The organism is Adhaeribacter swui, assembly GCF_014217805.1.
Lineage (GTDB): Bacteria > Bacteroidota > Bacteroidia > Cytophagales > Hymenobacteraceae > Adhaeribacter > Adhaeribacter swui.
Window position 1 is genome coordinate 330,435 of the sequence record NZ_CP055156.1, and the last position, 22,762, is coordinate 353,196.

The 22,762-nt window shown below is 42.9% G+C and carries 12 protein-coding genes and 1 riboswitch; of the genes, 7 read left to right on the forward strand and 5 right to left on the reverse strand.

All coding sequences use genetic code 11. The annotated features are described in order from the left end of the window. The first annotated feature begins 72 nt into the window (after positions 1–72). The gene (locus tag HUW51_RS02525) at positions 73–1,233 is read left to right on the forward strand and encodes a mannosyltransferase family protein (RefSeq protein WP_185272439.1); all 1,161 of its coding nucleotides are present in this window, start codon (positions 73–75) and stop codon (positions 1,231–1,233) included. Positions 1,234–1,560: 327 nt separating this feature from the next. On the opposite strand, the gene HUW51_RS02530 is transcribed toward HUW51_RS02525, so the two are convergent. Beyond that, a complete protein-coding gene (locus tag HUW51_RS02530) occupies positions 1,561–2,139 on the reverse strand; it encodes a PAS domain-containing protein (RefSeq protein ID WP_185272440.1) in 579 nt (192 codons plus the stop codon). A gap of 103 nt (positions 2,140–2,242) precedes the next feature. After that, positions 2,243–4,573: a 5-methyltetrahydropteroyltriglutamate--homocysteine S-methyltransferase gene (metE, locus tag HUW51_RS02535; protein ID WP_185272441.1), complete on the reverse strand. Its 2,331-nt coding sequence runs from the start codon at positions 4,571–4,573 to the stop codon at positions 2,243–2,245. Positions 4,574–4,750: 177 nt separating this feature from the next. Further along, positions 4,751–4,955: riboswitch (cobalamin riboswitch) on the reverse strand. 834 nt (positions 4,956–5,789) lie between these two features. Here metE and HUW51_RS02540 point away from each other — a divergent pair. Continuing rightward, positions 5,790–10,301 (forward strand): T9SS type A sorting domain-containing protein, encoded by a 4,512-nt coding sequence (locus tag HUW51_RS02540; RefSeq protein ID WP_185272442.1) that lies wholly within the window; start codon positions 5,790–5,792, stop codon positions 10,299–10,301. A gap of 457 nt (positions 10,302–10,758) precedes the next feature. Here HUW51_RS02540 and HUW51_RS02545 read toward each other — a convergent pair whose 3' ends face one another. Further along, on the reverse strand, positions 10,759–11,211 hold the full coding sequence (locus HUW51_RS02545; RefSeq protein WP_185272443.1) for a hypothetical protein: 453 nt from the start codon (positions 11,209–11,211) through the stop codon (positions 10,759–10,761). Positions 11,212–11,900: 689 nt separating this feature from the next. Here HUW51_RS02545 and HUW51_RS02550 point away from each other — a divergent pair. Then, positions 11,901–14,735, forward strand: coding sequence for a PAS domain-containing hybrid sensor histidine kinase/response regulator (locus HUW51_RS02550; RefSeq protein WP_185272444.1), 2,835 nt, complete (start codon positions 11,901–11,903; stop codon positions 14,733–14,735). A 27-nt stretch (positions 14,736–14,762) separates the two neighbouring features. Here HUW51_RS02550 and HUW51_RS02555 read toward each other — a convergent pair whose 3' ends face one another. Continuing rightward, positions 14,763–15,515, reverse strand: a complete 753-nt coding sequence (locus HUW51_RS02555) for an OBAP family protein (protein WP_185272445.1) — start codon at positions 15,513–15,515, stop codon at positions 14,763–14,765. A 192-nt stretch (positions 15,516–15,707) separates the two neighbouring features. On the opposite strand from HUW51_RS02555, the gene HUW51_RS02560 reads away from it, so the two are divergent. Both HUW51_RS02560 and HUW51_RS02565 read left to right on the forward strand, forming a co-directional pair. Further along, a complete protein-coding gene (locus HUW51_RS02560; RefSeq protein ID WP_185272446.1) occupies positions 15,708–16,613 on the forward strand; it encodes an isoaspartyl peptidase/L-asparaginase family protein in 906 nt (301 codons plus the stop codon). 73 nt (positions 16,614–16,686) lie between these two features. Then, the gene (locus tag HUW51_RS02565) at positions 16,687–17,475 is read left to right on the forward strand and encodes a tellurite resistance TerB family protein (protein ID WP_185272447.1); all 789 of its coding nucleotides are present in this window, start codon (positions 16,687–16,689) and stop codon (positions 17,473–17,475) included. 37 nt (positions 17,476–17,512) lie between these two features. On the opposite strand, the gene HUW51_RS02570 is transcribed toward HUW51_RS02565, so the two are convergent. Then, entirely contained in the window at positions 17,513–18,808 is a 1,296-nt protein-coding gene (locus HUW51_RS02570) for an MFS transporter (RefSeq protein WP_185272448.1), read from the reverse strand. A gap of 365 nt (positions 18,809–19,173) precedes the next feature. On the opposite strand from HUW51_RS02570, the gene HUW51_RS02575 reads away from it, so the two are divergent. Next, a complete protein-coding gene (locus tag HUW51_RS02575) occupies positions 19,174–19,989 on the forward strand; it encodes an SDR family oxidoreductase (RefSeq protein ID WP_185272449.1) in 816 nt (271 codons plus the stop codon). A 558-nt stretch (positions 19,990–20,547) separates the two neighbouring features. Beyond that, on the forward strand, positions 20,548–22,698 hold the full coding sequence (locus tag HUW51_RS02580; RefSeq protein WP_185272450.1) for an outer membrane protein assembly factor BamB family protein: 2,151 nt from the start codon (positions 20,548–20,550) through the stop codon (positions 22,696–22,698). The last annotated feature ends 64 nt before the right edge of the window (positions 22,699–22,762 follow it).

The window sequence follows — 22,762 nt, forward strand, 5'->3', positions numbered from 1 at the left end:
AGACAACTTAATGTTTAAGAACTGAATGAAATTCGCAGTAACAAAGTTTAGAGTGTTTATAACTTTATCTTAATGAAATTACCAAGAACTTGGGCCAATAGAATTGTTTTTAAGTCTATACTCATTCCTTATATTCTTCATACTGTCTTGGTATTTGGTTCTGTGTATTTTCTGGCTGATTTCTTTCCAAAAAACAGATTTGAAGGTTTCATTAACCCCGCATTAGATCATTCTTCTTTTTTCATCAAACAACTGCTAACCTGGGATGCTCATTGGTTTACTTACATTGCTGAAACCGGTTATACGGAAAAAACAACAGTTTTTTTCCCTTTGCTCATCATTCTTATTAAAACATTATCTTCTTTTGGAATAGAAACAGGACTAGCTGGCTTTGTGATCTGCAATGTATTTACTTTTCTCACCTTCATTGCTTTTTACAAATTGGGTCGATTATATTTTACGGAAAGTGAAACCAGAAGAGCTTTAATGGCTTTGGCTGTATTTCCGACCTCTTTTTTTCTGAACAGCGTATATTCTGAGTCCCTTTTCTTATTTTTTTCTTTTCTCTGCCTCTATACTGCCCAACAAAGCAAATACATGACAGCAGGCATACTTGGGGCCTGTGCTGCCCTTACCCGAAATTTAGGTATATTTTTATGCTTGATTCTAGCTTACCAAATATGGTTAGATTACAAAATAAAACATAAACTAGATTGCTCTATGTTAGCAATTCTTTTTATTCCCTTAGCTTTATTAGCCTATATATTGTTTAACTTTATTGCGTTTGATGATCCAGTTGGTTTTGTGAGCAATCAGGAGTTCTGGGGACGTAAGTTTAGTCTGCCTTTAACAAATTTGCGGCACGGGTTTGTTATATTCCGGGAAGATTTACATCATGGCTTTACCCCGCCCTACTATGGCAATAACTTAAGTTTCATTCTTACGGTCCTTAGTCTCGGAATTATGCTTTTGCTTAGTGTACCTTCTAAAATAAGGTTACCTCAATCATACCTAATCATTGGCTGGTTGTGGTTACTTATACCGCTTTTTTCGGCGGCGATGCCTTTTCAGCCTCTATATAGTTTATCCAGATTTACACTACTAATTTTTCCCATATACTTTTTTTGGAGCAGATTTAACTTGCCTGTACTGTATTATTGTTATATCGGAATTAGTAGTATTACGCTGGTGAATAGTGTCTGTCTGTTTGTAAATGGATGGTGGGTCGGATAATTTTTCTTATACTGCATCCAAGTAAAAGCCTTGAGAGGTGTTATCCTTTATTAATAATATTTTGCTTTTACCGTTTTCAATTTCAGTTTTACCTTTTGTCCACTATTTAGCATATAGTTAAACCGTTCTTATAACCATGCCCGCGGCAGGAATAGGTTTTTAAAATCTATATTAACGCTGCTATCCGTAACCATGCATTGACTGCTATTGTGGGTGGCAGTAATAAAGGCTACTTCATCCATTATCTGGATAGTATCGTAATGGTTCGGAAAAACTGTTTTCAACACGCAGCTCTCCGACTGCCGACTGCTTTTTTTTCTTACAGGTTCATCGTATTTCCAATTCTAGAGCTAAAAAATGGGTAATTACCTGACTATTATTTTTAATCGGGTAAATGCTTATCTGACACAGGTATTCTTCTTTATTTAAACGATAATTCAGGATACTTCCGGTAAAAGTTTCGCCGGCTTTTAGTTGGTTTTGAAGTTGTTCTATTTTAACGATAGACGTGTTTTCACCTTGTAAAAAAATAGGGGTTTGGCCGATAGCAAAGTTAGCGGGGTAACCCGTCATGGTTGTAAATCCGGGATTTACCCAGCAAATCACTTGCTCCGTATTTGTCAGCACCAATGCTTCGTAAGGGGATGTTAGCAAGGTTGGTAAATCAACGGACCAATTATATTCATGCGCCAACTGCGTAAGTTTCCGTAAATCGTTTATATTTCTACCCTTCCTAAATGAGTTCCAATAAGCAGTACCAGCCAAATCCCAGCTCATTAAAGGGTGCATGGTGATGGGTACAGATTTGAGTTGATCTTTGATTTTCTGGCATTTACCCCGACTTAAAGAAGCCAGGTACATATCCAATCCCAACATCGCATTTAAATTGGTAGGCTTATTTCCCATTTTTAAAATTTTTCGAGTTAGCACATTTAAGCTTAATAATTAATCAGAAAGCTGGTACACAAATACCAGGTAGCTACTAGCGTATGCTACCTGGTTATTTAGCTTAAAGTGTTAGGGTATTGTTAATGGTTTTCCGCAGGAATTTAGCAGCGGCTACCATTTCGGTTAGCGCTTCCTTGGTTTCGGGCCATTGCCGGGTTTTTAAGCCACAATCCGGGTTAATCCATATTTGATCAGCCGGAATTACTTTTTTGGCTTTTTCTAACAAGTTTACCATTTCGCTTTGGGCTGGTACCCGGGGCGAATGAATATCATATACTCCGGGACCAATTTCATTCGGGTACTGAAAATCAGCAAAAGCATCTAGTAACTCCATTTGCGAACGCGAACATTCAATGGTGATCACATCCGCATCCATGTCGGCGATATTTTGAATAATATCATTAAATTCGGAATAGCACATGTGCGTGTGAATTTGGGTGGTATCCTGCACCCCGCTGGCGGCTAGCCGGAACGCCTGGACGGCCCATTGCAAATAGTTCGGCCAATCGGCTTGGCGTAAAGGCAAGCCTTCCCGGATTGCTGGCTCATCAATTTGAATAATTTTAATACCGGCTTGCTCAAGATCAAGTACTTCATCCCGGATAGCCAAAGCTATTTGCGTGCAGGTTTGGGAACGAGGTTGGTCATTACGCACAAAGGACCATTGCAAGATGGTAACCGGTCCCGTTAACATCCCTTTTACCCATTTATTTGTTAATGATTGGGCAAACTTGGTCCATTGCACCGTCATAGAAGCAGGACGGTAAACGTCGCCGTAGATAATGGGCGGTTTCACACACCGGCTCCCGTAACTTTGTACCCAGCCATTTTGGGTAAAAACAAACCCGGCTAGCTGTTCTCCAAAATATTCTACCATATCATTGCGTTCAAACTCCCCGTGTACTAATACATCCAAGTCAATGTCTTCCTGAAAACGAATAGTTGCTTCGGTTTCCCGTTGAATCAATTGGTTGTATTCCGACTGACTCAGCTCTCCTTTCTTAAATTTAGCGCGCCAGCTTCTTACTTCGGGTGTTTGCGGAAAAGAACCAATGGTGGTAGTAGGAAATAACGGCAAGTTCAAAGATTTCCGCTGAGCTTGGCGGCGAACAGTAAACTCGTTTTTTCGTGCAGTGTCCTGTTCAGTAATTGCCTTAACGCGTTGTTTTACCGCAGAATCATGAATAAGCGCCGAGGTTTGCCGCCGGTGAATAGCCGCTATATTTTCCTGTAGTTTTTCAGCTGACCTAGGAGAATCTTTACCACTCACCAATTCTTGCAAGGTTACTATTTCCGCGAGCTTTTGCTTGGCAAAAGCCAGCCACTGTTTTATTTCTGGTAATAATCCTTCCGCATTAATTTCCAGATCTAAGTCACAAGGAACATGTAACAAAGAACAGGAGGAAGCAATCATCAGGTTAGCAGTTCCAATTTTTGCCGCGGCTTTTTTAATGAGCGCTAACGATTGCTGAAAGTCATTTTTCCAGATGTTGCGACCATCCACTACACCTAAAGATAATTGCACATGTTGTTTTAATAAATTACTTTCCAGGATATCATCTAACTGCGACGGGCAGCGTACCAGATCTAAATGCAGGGCGTTTACTGGTAAGGATAGGGCAGTTTTTAAATTTTCGCCATAACAATCAAAGTAATTGGTAAGAATTGTTTTCAGGTATGGAAAACGTTTCTTAATTTCTGTATAGGCGTATTTAATAGCTTGTTGTTCTTCCGGACTTAAATTCAGAGCGAAACAAGGTTCATCAAATTGTACCCAATCTACTTGGTAAGCTTTTAACTTTTCCAGAATATCCAGATATACCGGCAGTAAGTTTTTAAGCAAATCCAAGCGATGGAAGCCGGCTTCTTTTTCTTTTCCCAGTAGTAAGTACGATACAGGACCGAGTAAAACCGGTTTAGTTATAATTCCTAATTGTTTTGCTTCGTAAAACTCATCAATGATTTTAGTGGAGAAAAGTTTGAATTGCTGATTGGCGTGAAACTCCGGAACGATGTAATGATAATTGGTATCGAACCATTTAGTCATTTCCATGGCAGTTATGTCTAAGCCATTTTTTTGATAACCTCGGGCCATAGCAAAGTAAAGATCTAAGTCCGTGTTACCTTCCTGGCGAATTACCTCGTAGTAACGTTGCGGGATAGCGCCTACCGTAAGCGACATATCCAGAACCTGGTCATAAAAAGAAAAGTCATTGGAGGGTATTAAGTCAATGCCGGCATCTTTTTGCAGCTTCCAATTGTGCTGCCGGATGGCTTTGCCGGTATTTACCAGTTCCGAAAGAGAAGATTTGCCTGACCAGTAGTTTTCGCAGGCTTTTTTGAGTTCGCGGCGGCTACCAATGCGCGGATAGCCTAAAACATTTGTTTTCATTTTTTGGTGTTAGTTAACAATAATTTGATTTATTGTTCCCGGCGCTCTTGCTTAAAAGCGCTCCCGGTTAATAACTACACACAAATGGACATGATGCTACAATTCCCACTCGGGCAGGAGCAGGAGATAAATAATAGAAAGTCCAAGGTGTAGCTTTATAATCGCGAAAGCTTTCACCATCTGGCAAACTCGGCAAGTCTCCTGGCTTGAGGCATTTTATTCAACCTTCCCATAATGCCTGAGCAATACAGTGGTTCTGGAATACGCCGGGGCGTATTTGAATAAAACTTGGCTACCTCTTACAGTTGCGCGACAGCCCGTGATTTACACACGGTTCCTTTTTAATTGCCCTCTCGGGCAAACCTATAAGTTTGGGATGAAACAAAAGTGTCAAAGAACAGGCTTCAAAACTAATGCATTTGAAACCATTAATCCTAATATTAAAGAGTAATAAGAAGTATTTTAAAAATTATACAAGATTATCCTATCATTTAACTCTACCATTGTGGTTGATGCACTGGATAATTAAACTAATCATTAAATGGAACATCCCATTTTAGCAGTTACATACTTACTTAAATATAAACCATTTACAAATAAAGAACTCACCAAAATGAAGTTCGCTCGGACTAGTTAAACTTTGTGATTACTTTCGTAACATGCTGCGCAATGTAACAGTTGTTTGGTAAACCTGTCTAATTTAGCTCCTACTTTGTTATATAATCTTTATAAATTGTTTTAGGTAGAATACAACCTCTTTTAATGCATTTTTCGTCGTAATAAAAGTCTATTGATCAACTTATTTACTTATAAAACAACTACCTGCCATATCTTAAAAGTAAGCTATTAGGCCCAGCACCTTCCGGCTGCCTACATTCTAAATCTTTTTTAAAAATTACCCTATTTTAGGTATTGCACCAAAATACTTTAGCCTTTACATTTATAGGCTCCTCTGCTGGCAGGCTTCCTATTAAGGGTTGATCTGCTATCTTTCTTCTACTTCTTCCATTTACCGGTATCTATTTCAAATTAAATTTGTATGCAATTACATGTTCCTATTAACAGCTTGGTTCCAAGTAACCAGGTACTCCGTTTTGGATGGGTCAACCTTCTGTTTCTTTTACTACTCTATGTCATTGTCCCACTATCCTCAATTGCGCAGAACAAAATCTGGGATAAAACATTAGGGGGAAATCTTTCGGATAATTTAGCTACTGTGCAACCAACCAGTGATGGAGGCTACATTGTAGGTGGCTATTCCGAATCGAATAGAAGTGGTGATAAATCGCAAGCCAATAAGGGTCAAGTATCAACTTACGATTACTGGATCGTCAAGCTAAAAGCCGATGGCACGAAGAGCTGGGATAAAACGATTGGAGGTTCTCATTTTGAATTATTAACCGCTTTGCAGCAAACCCAGGATGGCGGCTACATTCTAGGTGGCTATTCCACTTCGGAAAAAAGCGGTGATAAATCAGAAGATAATAAAGGTAAAGAATTTTCTACTGATTACTGGATTGTGAAGTTAAATGCCGATGGAAGTAAAGCCTGGGATAAAACCTTTGGAGGCAATAAGGAGGATAACTTAACTTCGCTACAGCAAACCCAGGATGGCGGTTTCATTCTGAGTGGGACATCCACTTCGGATAAATCCGGGGATAAAACCCAAGCCGGTAAAGGTATCTGGATTGTGAAGCTACAAGCAAACGGCACGAAAGTATGGGACCGAACTATTATAGGTGGCGGAGAAAATAAAATTCAACAAACCCCCGACGGCGGCTATTTACTGGGCTCTACCTCTGGATACGGAATATTTGGGGAAAAAACGGATGTGGGTAAAGGCGAAACAGACTACTGGATTGTAAAGTTAAAGGCAGATGGGACAAAAGACTGGGACAAAGCCTATGGTGGAACCAGTTACGAACAATTTCAAGATATTCGACCAACTAGCGATGGCGGCTATCTTCTGGGTGGAAGTTCCTATTCTGATAAAGGCGGGGACAAGTCGGAAGCCAGTAGAAACGGGAAAAACTACCAGGATTGGCTTATTTATGACTACTGGGTAATAAAAATAAAAGCCGATGGTTCCAAAGAATGGGACAGGACCTTGGGTGGCTCCGCAGATGACCGCTTAAAAGTACTAATAGAAACCAAAGAAGGTACCTATTTACTGGGGGGAACTTCGGGCTCTCCGATTAGTGGCGATAAAACAGAAACATCCAGTGATTATAATGTAGATTACTGGGTAGTAAAATTAAAGGCTAACGGCTCTAAAATTTGGGATAAAACGTTGGGAGGGGAACAAGAGGATGAGCTGACTGCTCTCCAGCAAGTGGCAGACGGTAATTTTATTTTGGGCGGAACATCTTTCTCGGGAGCCAGTAAGGATAAGAGTGAACCTAACCGGGGCGAATGTGAAAGTAATTGCTCAACGGATTACTGGTTAGTGAAAATCGATAACAGTGGGGCTAACTTGAAACAATATATTGTTTTTAATCCTATTCCTTACAAAATCCTAGGCGATATGCCCTTTACGCTTTCAGCCACGGCTAGCTCAGGGTTACCCGTTTCTTTTAAAGTGGTATCGGGCCCAGCAACTTTAAAGGGGAATATACTAACGCTTACCGGAGTGGGCACTGTAACCATTAAAGCTACCCAGGCGGGCAGTGCTACCTATTTATCCGCAGAAGCTACGCAAACCTTTTTGGTGCAGCCAGTTTCCTTAATCAGAAAAGGTTGGGATAAGACTTACGGAGGCAGCGCGGAAGATGTGCTCACGACCATGGTGGCGACCACCGACGGTGGCTATTTAGTAGGTGGCACCTCTAATTCAGGTAAATCCGGTGACCGGAGCCAAGCAGGGGCCGGAAAAGATTACTGGATCATAAAAGTAGATCGCTCAGGCAAAAAGCAGTGGGATAAAAGTTATGGTGGCAACTATCAGGATAAATTAGCAACTATTATAACCACTCCGGATGGCGGTTACCTGCTAGGTGGCACTTCGGAATCGACTATTTCAGGCGACAAAACGGAAGCCGTTCGAGGTGGCGCAGATTACTGGTTAGTAAAAATAGATAGTACCGGTAAAAAGGAGTGGGATAAAACTTTGGGAGGCAACAACGAAGATATTTTAAACGCAGTTTTACCTACTCCCGACGGCGGTTATCTGGTGGGTGGGACTTCTAATTCTACACATTCCGGGGATAAAAGTCAGGCCAGCAAAGGCCTGCAGGATTATTGGGTGGTTAAAATAACTGGAACCGGAAGAAAACTTTGGGATAAAACTTTTGGAGGCGGTGCGGCCGAAAATTTAGCTTCCCTAGCTATTTGTTCCAATGGAGACTATCTACTAGGTGGTTCATCCGGCTCCGGTTATAGCGGGGACAAAGAACAAAGTAAGCGTGGTATAATTGATTATTGGCTGGTGCGAATAACTGCTTCTGGCACGAAGATTTGGGATAAAGCTTACGGTGGTATAAAAAGCTCTTACCGCGATCCGGGAACTGACCCGACGGACACCACTAATGCTTATGTCAATTATTATGGTACCTCCACCCTTTCCGCGATTGTCGCTACGACAGATGGGGGCTTCTTGTTAGGCGGTACTTCTAATGCCGCAACCGGAAGGGAAAAAAGTGAAGATAATCTAGGTAAAAATTATACGGCCCGGAATAAGTACTGGGTAGTTAAGATTGATGATAAAGGAAATAAGGTGTGGGATAAAACTTATGCCGGCGGCCTTTTCGAATCCACCAACGGTATTGGTGCCAATACTTATACCGTATACAGTGGCGATTCCGATCTCAAAGCTATTGTTTCTACACCGGATAATGGATTCTTACTAGCAGGCAATTCTACTTCGACCATAGGTAAAGACAAGACGGAAGCATTAAGGGGTGATTTTAACGATTATTGGGCAGTTAAGATTGATGCCCAAGGCAGGAAACAATGGGATAAATCATTAGGTGGATTGAGGTACGATTTTCTGGCAGCGGCAGTTAATGGTTCAGCCGGCGGGTTTGTCTTGGGTGGAGCATCTGATTCGGATATGGGTGGCGATAAAAGTGAATTTAATCGTACCGAAAAAGGGGTTAAACAATACGATTATTGGCTAGTACAAATCCTAGACGAAAATACCCCGCTTGCAAATTGGAATATGCGTTACGGAGGTTCTGGTAATGACCTTTTTACCTCGGTAATTAAAACCAGTGACGGGGGATATTTATCTGGCGGATACACCAATTCCGGCGTAAGCGGTGATAAAACGCAGGCTAACCGGGGAGAAAATGACTACTGGATTGTAAAATCAGATAAGAATGGTAAAAAACTCTGGGACAAACGTTTTGGCGGCAGCGGAAATGATTACCTGAACCTGGTTATTCAAACTCAGGATAAAGGTTACCTTTTAGCCGGTAGTTCTTTCTCCGGAATTGGTGGTGATAAAAGCCAGGATAGCCGGGGCGATCGGGATTACTGGATCGTGAAAACGGATGCTAAAGGTAACAAACAATGGGATAAGCGCTTTGGCGGTACAGGTGCGGACGAGCTAAAACAAGTGTTACAAACTGCTAAAGGCGAATACCTGCTGGCGGGTACCAGTAACTCTCCGGTGGGTGGCGACAAGAGTCAAAATAGCCAAGGAGGGCAAGACTTCTGGGTTCTTAAAGTAAATAGCGAGGGAGAGCTGTTGTGGGATAAACGTTTTGGCGGTTTCCAGGACGATATTCTTGAAGGTTTAGCACCCACGGTAAGTGACGGATTTTTATTGGGTGGCCGGTCTGCTTCGGGTCGGAGCGGTGACAAAACGCAATCTAGCCGGGGCGGTAACGATTACTGGCTGGTCCGGATTACCAGTACCGGCCAGAAAGTGTGGGATAAGCGTTTTGGCGGTTCGGGCACAGACGACCTGATGGTGGTGAGCAGGTCCGGTGCTAATTCAGGTGATTTTATCATTGCTGGTCATAGTACTTCCGGCTTAGGTGGCGATAAGAGCCAAGATAGCCGAGGAGGAAAGGATTTTTGGCTACTCAAAATCAATGGTGATGGTCAGAAGTTGTTTGATAAACGTTTTGGGGGTAGCCAGGATGAAGGATTACGTTCTATTTTGCGCACCAGTGATGGTGGCTACTTGCTCGCTGGACGCTCCGAATCGGACGTAAGTGGCGACCAGAGTGAACCGAGCCAGGGCGGTAATGATTATTGGCTGGTGAAGACCAGTAGCACCGGGATGCTACAATGGGATAAGCGGGTTGGTGGCAGCGGTGAAGATGAATTACGTACCGCTATCCAGACCAGCGATGGCGGGTACTTGTTAGGTGGTCGGTCTTCCTCTGGAGTAAGTGGTGATCGAACTCAGCCTAGCCAAGGGGGAACGGATTACTGGCTCGTGAAAATAGCTTCACCGGCTACTTCTCAAGTCGTGGCCCGGGAAGTGACGCTGTTGCCAAAACCAGCAGCAGAAATAAAAGAAGTACAAGTCGAAGCTTTTCCCAACCCTTCTTCCGACAAACTTACCATGCGCTTTAGAATTCCGGAAACGCAAACTGCTACTCTAAAAGTGTATGACCTGCAGGGGCGCGCAATAGCTGTTCTGTTTGAGGATGAAGCTCAGGCAAATCAACTGTATCAGGTAGAATGGGAAGCGCAAAAACAAGCCCCGGGTATGTACTTGCTGCAATTGCAAACGACTACTAACCGCAGCCAGTCTAAAGTATTGCTCGTCCGATAACTTTTAATCTCCTATAAACATGACAAGGGAGCTAGGATTTTTTCTAGCTCCCTTTATTTCATAAGCGCCTAGTTAGTAATCCTGTATATAATTCTTAGTTGGCGAGTGATGTTAAGATTGCGGATGAAATAATAGGAACTTACTGTTTATAAAAATTTAAAACTTAGAACAAGCTGGCTACTAAAGAATGCTTGATTTAATTGCTGTAGCATGCACAAAGGCATTTATTAAGAAGGAGTTGCAGCAATTAATAATTATAACAGATGTTTCTTAAAACTTAATTGGGCAGGTTAAAAAAGAAACAGATGCGGTAGCTTAATTTTACATTTTAGGAAATTGAAGGCTATTTAAGAGCAACGACATGTTTCGTTGTGCATCATTTACCTGGCATAAAAAAACCTTACCATAGTGTTTGGTAAGGTTTTTAAAGGAACAACGAGTATTACTAGCCTCGCCATTATTTTAGTTGTTTAAAGAAGTAAACATAGTTGTCGGGCATAACGCGCACTAATACTTCTTTTTCTCCTTTTTTAAGGTCAACAAAATAAATGGTAGCATCGCTGTTATACTCAATTACTTTAGTAATCTCGTAACCTTTGTAGGCTTTGGCAATACGAGCTAAGGCTAATTCAGATAATTTTTCGGTTTTTCCAGCCTGCGTAGTTGCTACGTGATTTCCTTCTAAATCATAAAAAGCCGTCATATTTACGCCATCCAGGGTAAAGAACGCTTTTTGAAATTTATCGGTTACCACCCAGCTTACATTAGTTGCGCCTGTATATAAATCATTAAATTGAGACTTAGCAACCGACGAAACTTTAGCTTCTTTGCTGTACCGGTAATCATCTGCGGCGAAAGTGTTTACTGATAACCCTGTTACCAATAAAGCAGTGTAAATTACTTTTTTCATTTTTATTGCATTTAAATTATGCAACAAAGTAAAACAATCATTATTAATTTGTCAAGCAAAAATCTATTTATTTAAAAATTATTCAAAATAATTTACAATTACTTAACATTTCCATAATCAATAAACGTACTATGTAGTTCATTTATAACACGTTTGAACAATTTAACCACAAACTGGTACATTAACTATTCTGATTTTTTAAATACAATCTGAATAAAGGCTGGTTTTTAAAGCTATAATTGATAATAGAATAACTAGATAAGTTTACCAGGCAACTTAGCATTGTAATTTTCTGTACGCATGCTTTATAATTGATAAACAAGTAGTTTATGGTATGTACAAATGCCTCCAAATATTCTTTTAAAATTTAGTATAAAAAAGAAAATCTATTTGGGTTAATCTGCATTGCATATCATACTTCATCCTCCCTAAACAACCAGTATATCAACTGAGTACCATCTCTTCTCCGCAACTTTGGTTTATATCCGAACTTTACTGCTTAGGTTTTAGCAGCCATTATCATCCGCAACCATCTTTTAGATCAGTTTCATAATTTTTTCTTCATTCTTTTTAGTTAAATACTAAGCAAATAAAGTTTGGTATAATTTTTATTAATTAAAACATATAAATTTTCATATGTAATATATTTATTAAATAAGATATTACTTAAATTTGTAAAAAATCAGATTATGGTCTGGAAACCGAGCATGGATGGTAGTACCACTGTTATTAACCGTAAGGCTATCCATACAGTTAATACCGGGCACCATGATAATTTAAAATTTGTAGAACCCAGAGAGCTGCCCAAAATGGCAAGTACCCCCGAACAGCTATTATTAGAAATCTTTCATCTGGACGAACGGTTAACGCTTGTTGCCGCACCTTCCGGCGAAATTATTTTTGCTAATAAAGCATTTGGCCAGTTAGTTTCTATTAATCCGCAATTATTGCTCGGTAAAAATTACTTATCGCTTCTTTACCCGGATTTAAAATTAATCGCCGCACAGCGCGACCTTAACCAGCGGGTAATTCAAACAAAAGAAATTTTTCGTTCCGAAGAAAAGTATGTTGGTCCGGATAAAGAGGAAAAATGGTTTTTAAGCAGCAAACAGCCTATAACCGTTATTCAGGAAACGTACTTGCTGGTACAACTAACCGAAGTTACCCTGGATAGAATAAATAAACCTTATTCGGTAGAGCAGCAAGAATTTTCAACTTTAGTAACAGAAAATTCATCTGATTTTATCGGCTTACATTACTCCGACGGAAAAATTTTAAATTATTCGGCAAACAGCAAAGAAATCTTTGATTATGAAACCGCAGAATTAATTAATAGTGATCCGGTAAACCTTATTCACCCGGATGATCTGCCGCTAATCCAAGAGCAAAGAACTAAAGTATTAGAAGAAAAACAACCGGGTTTACTGCCACATTATCGGGTTCGTAAAAAATCAGGAGAATACATTTGGTTCGAAACCGCCATTAAATGGATTAAAGACGAAGCAGGGCAATTTACTTATTTCATAAGCACTTCGCGGGATATTACCGAACGGAAAAAAGTAGAGGCCGCTCTCGAAAAGAGTGAAAAAAAATACCGGGATTTAGTAAGTTACAGCCAGGCCATTATTTTTACCCATACCCTCGACGGCACTATTTTAACTACTAACCCGATTATGCAGAACATATTGGGTTATACGGAACTTGAGTTAACTGGCCTTCCTTTCACCGATATTCTTCGCCCGAAAGATCGGGAACGTTACCAGGAATACCTGCGCGACATTCGCCAACACGATAAAATTGTAGATGTAATAACCGTACTGGATAAGCAAAACCAGCCAAAACATTTACTGTTTCATAACATAAAAGTAAACGAACCGGAAGTAGAGCCTTATATTATTGCATTTGCCCAGGATATTACCGAGCGTTTAGAGGCGGAAGAGGAACTAAAAAGAGCCAAAACCAAAGCTGAAATTTCGGCTAAATCGAAGGAACAATTTTTGGCCAACATGAGCCACGAAATCCGGACTCCGATGAACGGGATTATCGGGATGGCCTCTTTATTAAAGAAAACTCCTTTAGATCAATCGCAACAAAACTACCTGCGGTTAATTCAGGAGTCGGCACAAAACCTGTTGGTTATTATTAATGACGTACTCGATATTGCCAAGATAGAATCGGGCAAATTACAATTCGAAGAAATTCCTTTTAACGTAAACGATATTTTAAAATCGGCGCAACAATCTTTAATATATAAAGCCGAAGAAAAAGATATCTTGCTGGATTTAAAATTATTAAAATTAGAACACCCCATTGTTAAAGGCGACCCTTACCGGCTCACGCAGATTTTAATTAATTTACTAAGCAACGCCATAAAATTTACGCAAGTTGGTAAAGTAGAATTGGCCGCCGAAGTAATCCACGAAAGCATCTTTGACTATACCTTACGTGTTTCTGTAACAGATACGGGCATTGGCATTGCTTCGAATAAAATAAATACCATTTTCGAGAGTTTTGTACAGGCAAATACCGATACGGCCCGCAAATACGGCGGTAGCGGTTTGGGATTAACCATTTGTAAAAATCTGGTAGAGCTACAAGGCGGCCAAATTTGGGTAAAGAGCAAACCGGGTAAAGGAACAACCTTTACTTTTGAAATAACTTACGCCAAAGTTCACCAAGAACCGGTAACGCTGGAGAATACTCCCCAAATTGATTATAGCAGCTTAAGCGCTTGTAAAGTATTACTGGCGGAAGACAATGCCATTAACCAGTTTATGGCTGAATCTATTTTACACGGTTGGGGGGTAACGGTTGACATTGCCAATAATGGGAAAGAAGCTATGGCCCTGCACGAGCAAGCAAACTATGATCTTATTTTAATGGATATTCAGATGCCGGTAATGGATGGCGTAGAAGCCACCCGCTTAATCCGGCAAATGGTCGATCCGGTAAAGGCGCAAATTCCTATAATTGCGTTAACTGCCAATGCTTTAAAAGGCGACAGCGAAATTTACCTGCAAGCAGGCATGGATGATTACATGTCGAAACCTTACGAAGAAGAAAAGTTATTTTTAAAAATAGCGCAGAATATTCGTCATAGTAACCTGGTAATTGAGCCCGAAAGCGAAGCAACAAAACCAGAAACAAAACCCTCCATGTTACCCGTTGAAAACCAATACAATTTAAGTTTAATCCAGAACCTGGCCAAAGGGGATCAATCTTTTGTGAACCAGATGGTTTCTATGATTATAACGTTAATACCGGAAGCACTTCAAAAAATGCAGGCACATACGGCAGCCGGCGAATGGTACGAATTAAGCCAGGTAGCCCATAGCATTAAACCTGCGGTAGATACTTTAATGCTACCCACTATCCGGGAACAAATCGTAAAAATTGAAACCGATGCCCGCAATGGTAAACAAGTAGCCCATATACCAACAGAAGTTAGCAATGTTGCCCAAATCCTGCAAAAAGTTATAGCGCAATTGCAGCAAGATTTTCCGGATACCGACTCGCAGGCGTAACCGTAAATCCGGTAATTTTTAAATTTATTAATGCGCGTGGGCTGCGTTATTGGGCTCCGAAGTAACTTGCAGTTGTTTTACTTTACCTTGCTCCCAGGCATTTGCTCCGGGTACAAGTTTAGGCACAGGAATATCGGCACGTTGCTGTCGCTTTTCGGCGGCTTTTACCTTAAACCGTGCATCCCGGTCGGCCAGTAGTTTTGGGTCGAGTTGTCCGTCTTTGGTAAAACCCATCATTATCTGCGGAATGCCCATGGGTAGTCCCAAGTCGCGGTCGGTGTGCCAGGTATGAATTACTTTGCCGTACGTAGATACAATTTGTTCCATTAACTCGTGTTCTGCCACGTCGGGTATGCCCGGGGCAATTAACTCCCCCGATTTAACTTCGTAAGCGTGGCTGTGCCATAGCTCCCGTTCGGCCATGGGCAAAGTGCGGAATAATTTCTCCGACACAATGTACTCTACGCCCATTATTTTGGCATTTTCGCCGTTGCCATCGTACATCACGCATTGGGTTAAATCTTCGTTAATCTTGGTGCAGTAATGGTGGGCTTCCATCTGGCCTTTCATATTGCCGTTATAAAAATGAAATCCGTCCAGGTACATGTTTAATTTTTTTAGCGGCGTTTTATCCTGCATTACATCAGCGCCGGTTTCCAGCACCTTGGTTTTCGTAGATTTTTCTGCCCCCGGCGATTTTACGTACGAGCTGGTATTTTCGCCCCCGCAACTTAGCAATATACAGGTACCCACCACACCTATAAGACCTAATCTGTTCATAGGTTATAATTTTTAAAATTTTTCTATTATAGATAACTGCTCATTTTAACGGCTGGTCTAAAGCCAGGTTTAGCGCTTTTATACGGGTTAAGTAAACTAATACGGAGAGATAATTCCGTATTTAAACAGCAACTTACCTTTAGTTCTATAGTACTTAAAAACCAAATACATTAGCCAAACGGAATAAGTAAGATGAACGATTTTGTAATAGTTATTCATGGAGGTGCCGAAAATAAAACCCGTCAGGATATTGGTTCAGATATGGAAGCTGCTTACCGGCGAGGTTTGGAAGAAGCTTTACTAGCGGGCTGGCAAATTTTAAATAATAATGGAACCGCCGTGGATGCGGTAGAGGCCGCCGTAAAAACCATGGAAAACAACTATTTGTTTAATGCTGGCAAAGGCGGCGCTTTCACCGAAAAGTATAAGAATGAGTTTGATGCCTCTATCATGTGCGGCAAAACGTTAAAAGCCGGTGCGGTGGCTGGCGTGCACCGGGTGAAAAACCCAATTACTTTAGCCAAAACCATTCTGGAGAAATCAAAACACGTGTTATTAACGGGCGAAGGTGCCGAAGAATTTGCCTTGGAGCACCAGTTGGAATGTAAACCCGCCGAATACTTCCGGACCAAAAAGCAACTCGATGAATTAGAAAAAACCAAAGAAGAAGAAAAAATAAAAGAGTTTGATACCGTGGGTGCCGTAGCACTAGATAAAAACGGCAATTTAGCTGCGGCTACTTCTACCGGAGGTTTGGTAAATCAACACAATGGCCGCGTGGGCGATACGCCAATTATTGGCAGCGGCACTTACGCCAACAACGACGTTTGCGCTATTTCCTGTACCGGCGAAGGCGAAGGCATTATGCGGGCAGTAGTGGGCCACGAAGTGTATGCGCAAGTAAAATATTTAAAACTACCCATTCAGGATGCCTGTGCGCAAGCAGCTAACATGTATAAGGATAAGATTGAAGGAGACAAAAATTTAATTGCCCTGGACCCACAAGGTAACATTGGCATTTATTACGAAACCAAATTGATGTTCCGGGCCTTCCGGAAAAACAACCAGCCGCCTACCGTAGCTATTTGGGAAGACTAAATCCATCAATTTAAATCCTAACTTCCGGCAACGTTCCTTCGTTAATTTAAGTCAACTACTTAACTATAAACAAATGGAACAAGAGCAAACCACTCTGTTGAAAGATTATTCCCTGGAAGAAAAGGGCGCGTATTTGGGCGCATTAGCCACTATGGCTTCTGCCGATGGTCATGCCTCGGCAGAAGAATTGGAATTTTTAAAAATGATGGCCGAAGCCGCGGAGCTACCCGATTATTTGCAACAGGAAATCACACAAATTGCCCAAAACCCCTCCCAGATAAGCCTGCAGAAGTGCCTGGATATTTTAAAGCAAAGTGCCTTGCGCTTTTCTTTTGTTACCGATATTATCAGTTTTGCCAAATCCGACGGGCAATATTCGCCGGAAGAACAACAGCGCATTCAGGAAATTTCCAACTACCTGGGCATTGATCAAAAGCAATTCAGCATTCTGGATCAATTTGTAGATAAAGCCAATACCGCGCAGCAACAAGGCGAAGATCCTACGTCGCCAGCTTTCTTAAATAAAAGTGGTTTTGGCGATATGTTTAAAAACGCCGGAATTTCGCCGCAAATGGTTACCGGTATGTTGGGTATTCTGGCTCCCATTGTACTAAGTCGCATGATGGGCGGCCGGCGGCATAGTGGGGGCATGATGGGTGGCCTGGGCGGTGGCTTGCTAGGTGGTTTACTGGGCGGCAGTATGGGTGGCAGCCGGTATGGCAGCGGCGGCGGACTTGGTTCTATTATTTCTATTTTGGGCGGGTTAAACGGCCGACGTGGTTATGGCAGCATGGGTAGCGGTGGCTTGGGAGGATTACTGGGTAACATCCTGGGCGGTGGTCGCCGGGGTTCGGGTTGGTAAAATTACAATTTTTAAAAATTTTCATTTTCACCAAATCTTACAGCTCCGGAACCAGGGATTTAGTAGTTGGAGCACTGCTTTTATTTAAAGTATACCCCACGTACATGCAAATAAAAAGCACAACGCCGCAGCTAAATCCCAGTACCGGAGCCGGTAACACCAGCAAGGCCCAACCGCTTAAATAAGAACCTATAACATCGCTCAAGTTAATCAAAGCCATGTAGGCCGTGAACTGCGAGCCAGCGGTGTAATCCCGGCATAAAGTCATTAAAATCGGGAACGCCGCCACACTAAACAGCGGGTCAGCGATATTCCAAAAAATCAACCCAGATACGGTAAAAGCTTTAACGTGCCACAGAAAGGCAAGTAAGTTAAAACTAACCAGGAAAAAGGCCAGCACCCCCAATACTTTTAGTTGTAACCGCTGCGGCCCTACCCGGTCGGCCAAAATGCCCCCGCTTAGTACTACCAAAAGCGTAACCGCACTTCCCCAGCCACCTTGCAAAACCGAAAGTTCCTGGTCGGGCCAGTGCAACACCTGAATTAAATGAAAAGCAAATGACCGGATAAATACGCTGAAGCATAAATAAACAACGATAATTACTCCAAAAGTGCGCCAACTCGTAGCGTTGCTCATGCTGCGCCACAAAAAAGCAAAAACTTTTTTTAATTCCGGATTTTCTGCCTGTTGCTTTACTCGTTCTTTAGCTTTACGGGATGGCAACAAAGAATCGCCGGGTTCGAGCTTCACGAAAAAAGTGATTGCGGTAAATAAAAAAAGTAAACCCGATTGCACCAGCACGGCAGTTCTAAACCCAAATTGGTGCAGCACATACGCTAAAGCGGCTGCCCCAAAAGAAATCCCCATTAACAAACCACCCCGCATACAGGCATTTAATCGGCCCCGCTCCGCTTCCGGCGCCACCGATATGGCCATGGCATCTACACTGGCATCTTGCACCGAAGCAAATAAACTATGCGTAAAAAACACCAGGCCTAAAAATGCAAGTTGTGCAACCGGATCATGTACGAATAGAAGCGTTAAGGATGCTAAGAAAGCGGCTATTTGCGTTAATACCACCCATTGTTTGCGGTGCCCGATTACCGAATACTGATACCGGTCGATTAGCGGCCCCCAGAAAAACTGAATCACCCAAGGAATGCCCACAATACTCACGAAAGTACCTATACTGGCCGAACTAAGGCCTTTACCGGCTAAATAATTGGCAATAGCCGTAAGCGCAAACCCCGAAGGGATGCCCTGCATTAAGTACAAGTAAAAGAAAGTAAAGTACCTCATGCGGGCACTTTGGGTTAAAGCTGGTAAACCCATTAACTAGCGTTTGTTGTTAGACATACGTTTAGCAAAGATCAACCGGATTGCGGGCGGTAATTTTTATTGCGGATGAAAATTTGCGGCTATCCCAAACCCCGGATCTTTCAGTTAATAGAAATTCAACAGAATTAAAATACCATTATTTATTGCTTTTACCCTGATCTTCAGAAAAATAAAATTTAAAAAATTACTCCTGTAACCCACTTTATACTGGCGCTCATTCTTAATCCAGCAATATTTTAGGACGGTTGCCATGGTTCAGATTAAAATTACCGGCATTTAACCGGAATAAAAAGCAACAAATACGGCTTTCCGGGGGTATGTAAATCCGCAAGACTTACCTTAAAATAGATTGCTGCACCATGGCTAAAACCGAAAAACAACGTTTAAAAAATCAGATTGCCCTGGTCACCGGGGCTAGTTCCGGCATTGGAGCGGGCGTAGCCAAGGCCTTGGCCGCCGATGGCGCTACCGTGGTGGTAAATTACTCCAGCAGCCCCGAAGGTGCCGAAGAAGTAGTAGCAGAAATTAAACAAGCCGGCGGCGAAGCAGTTGCCCTACAGGGCGATGTAAGTAAAGAAGCAGAAGTACTCGAATTATTCCGGCAGGTAATAGACCGGTTTGGCACCCTGCACATATTAATTAACAACGCCGGCATTCAGGAAGATGCGCCTTTTGTGGAGATGACGCTGGAGCAATGGCAAAAAGTAATAGACGTAAACTTAACGGGTCAGTTTTTATGCGCCCGTGAGGCCGCTAAAGAATTTCTGCGCCGCGGCATTCAACCCGAAATTTCGAAGGCAGCCGGTAAAATTATTTGCATGAGTTCAGTACACGAGGTAATTCCCTGGGCCGGGCATGTAAACTACGCCAGTTCCAAGGGAGGCATTATGCTGCTCATGAAATCCATTGCCCAAGAGTTAGCCTCGCATAAAATCCGGGTAAACAGCATTGGCCCCGGCGCCATTAAAACGCCCATCAACCAGGAAGCCTGGGAAACCGAAGAAGCTGCCAAAAAGCTACTAACGCTTATTCCGTACAACCGTATCGGCGAACCGCAGGATATTGGCGAAGCCGCCGCCTGGCTAGCCTCCGACGAATCGGATTACGTACACGGCATTACCTTGTTTGTGGATGGCGGCATGACCTTATTTCCGGGCTTTGAAGCCAACGGCTAAAAAGTAAATTTTTTAAAAATTGGTGTACCAAGGCTGTTGGGTTAAACGAATAATTATTGCGTAGTTATTAGTTTACCTGTTTCGTATATGGTCGGGGCTTCTTACATGGTTAGTGAAGCCCCAACCATAACGGCATTTTTTGCTGCTATAAACATTACCCACCCCCAAATCAACTAACTATACATTGTTAAATGGGCGCAGTAAGGCTTTAAATAAATTATCTGTTACCTAATTTAGCTTCGCTGGCGCATCACGTCGTTTTCAACGTAATTCCAAAACAATCTACGGAAGCATACATTTAACGGGCGCTTTCATTTTTTAAATTTTTTAATTTTTGAGTTCTTCTTTTCGCTCTTTTTTACCAGCTTATTTTGCACCAAACAGCTTGGTTTCCATGCTCCGTTTTTATCCGAAAAAGAAGTAAATCCCTAGTGCCGTAAATAATTTTGATGGTTTACTTTATTCCGCTTATCTTTAAAGTTAAGGGAACGGATAAATCTATCTATTCTAAAGAAAATTGCCGGCTCCCTCCTATTGTCATCCTACCTGATTACCTGAATGAAAAAACTTTTACTACCTGCCCTGCTGCTGTTGGGGATAACCGGGTGCCTTACCAGCCGGATGTTACCAGATAATACCAATGCTACTGCCTCCGGCAAAGATTGGCGCGAATACTTAGGTGGCCCCGATCGGAACCATTACTCTACTTTAAAACAAATTACCCCCGATAATGTAGGCAAACTCCGGATGGCCTGGGAATACCACACCCTGGATTCGGGCCAGATTCAGTGTAACCCGATTATTGTGGATGGCATTCTGTACGCCATGACGGCCACTACCCAACCTTTTGCCGTAGACGCGGCCACCGGTCAGGAAAAATGGCGCCTAAAACCTACCGCCGAATCTAACGGACTAAGCACCAGCCGCGGGGTTACTTATTGGGAAAATGGCGACGATAAACGCATTTTATATACCAACGGCCCGTGGCTGTATGCTTTAGATGCCCGCACCGGTCAGGCCATAACCAGCTTCGGCGAAAATGGGCGCACCAGTTTAAAAGCTGGCCTGGGCGAAACCGCGAAAGATAAATTTGTGATTTCTAATACGCCCGGCACCGTTTACAATGATTTGATAATTATGCCCATGCGCTTATCCGAAGGCGCGGATGCGGCTTTGGGTCATATCCAGGCTTTTGACATCCGGACGGGTAAATTAGCCTGGGTGTTCCGGACAATCCCGCAGCCCGGCGAATTTGGCTACGAAACCTGGCCCCCGGATACCTATAAAAACACCGACGTGGGTGGCGGCAATAATTGGTCGGGTATGTCCGTGGATCGCAAGCGCGGTATTTTGTACGTACCAACCGGCTCGGCGGCCTTCGACTTTTACGGTGGCAACCGCAAAGGGCAAAATTTATTTGCCAACTGCCTGCTGGCTCTCGATGCTAATACTGGTAAACGGCTGTGGCATTATCAATTAGTGCACCACGACATCCTCGATCGCGATGCCCCAGCCCCACCCAACTTACTTACCGTAAAGCACAATGGCAAAATGGTGGATGCGGTTGCGCAGGTAACTAAACAAGGTTATATTTTTATGTTTGATCGGGTAACCGGAGAGCCTTTATTCCCGATTGAGGAACGCCCCGTGCCCGCTACCGACGTACCTGAAGAAGAAGCTTGGCCCACGCAACCCTTCCCGGTAAAACCGGCACCTTACGCCCGGCAATCCCTCACCGAAACCGACTTAAACCCTTATGCCGAAAATCTGGACGAGTTGAAGGCCACACTGCAGGCTTCCCGGAACGAGGCAGGTCCGTTTACGCCTTTAAGCAAAAAAGGTACGATTATTTTTCCGGGCCTGGATGGGGGCGCCGAGTGGGGTGGCGCTGCCGTGGACCCCGACGGCGTTATGTATTTAAACAGCAACGAAATGGCCTGGCTGCTAGCTTTAAAAACCACCGCGCCCGATGCCAATGTAGCGAGCCTTAGTTCCGGCGAACGGCTGTATGCCAGCAACTGCACCCCGTGCCACGGCGCGGAGCGTAAGGGCAACCCGGCCAGCGGCTATCCTTCGTTAATAGACATTCAAAAGCACCGCACCACCGACTATGTAACCAATGTGGTTGCTAAAGGCAAAGGCATGATGCCGGCTTTTACCAAGTTATCAGCCGAAGAAAAAAAGGCCTTGGTAGCGTTTTTGTTCGGCACCGAAAAAGTAGAACCGGGTATTACCAAGTTAAAAGAACCAGGCCTGGAAAAAAAAGCAGGCATGCCCGACGTACCTTACCGCATTTCGGGCTATACTAAATTTTTAGATAAGAAAGGATATCCGGCCATAAAGCCGCCTTGGGGCACCTTAAACGCCATTGATTTAAATACCGGCGAGTACCGCTGGAAAATTACTTACGGCGAAACGCCCGAGCTTGCCGCCAAAGGATTGCCGCAAACCGGCTCCGAAAGCTATGGTGGTCCGGTAGTAACGGCCAGCGGCTTATTGTTTATTGCCGGCACCAAAGACGGTAAATTTCGAGCTTACGACAAGAAAACCGGCAAACTGCTCTGGGAAACTACTTTGCCCGCCGCTGCTTTTGCTACGCCCAGCACCTACGAAGTAAATGGCAAACAATACCTGGTACTAGCCTGCGGGGGCACTAAACTAGGGGCCCGTAAAGGCGACAGCTACGTAGCTTTTGCTTTACCCGATTAACCCTTACTTTAGCTGGTTAACACAGCACCTAATCCATAAATAATTTTTAACGCAGATGCGGAGA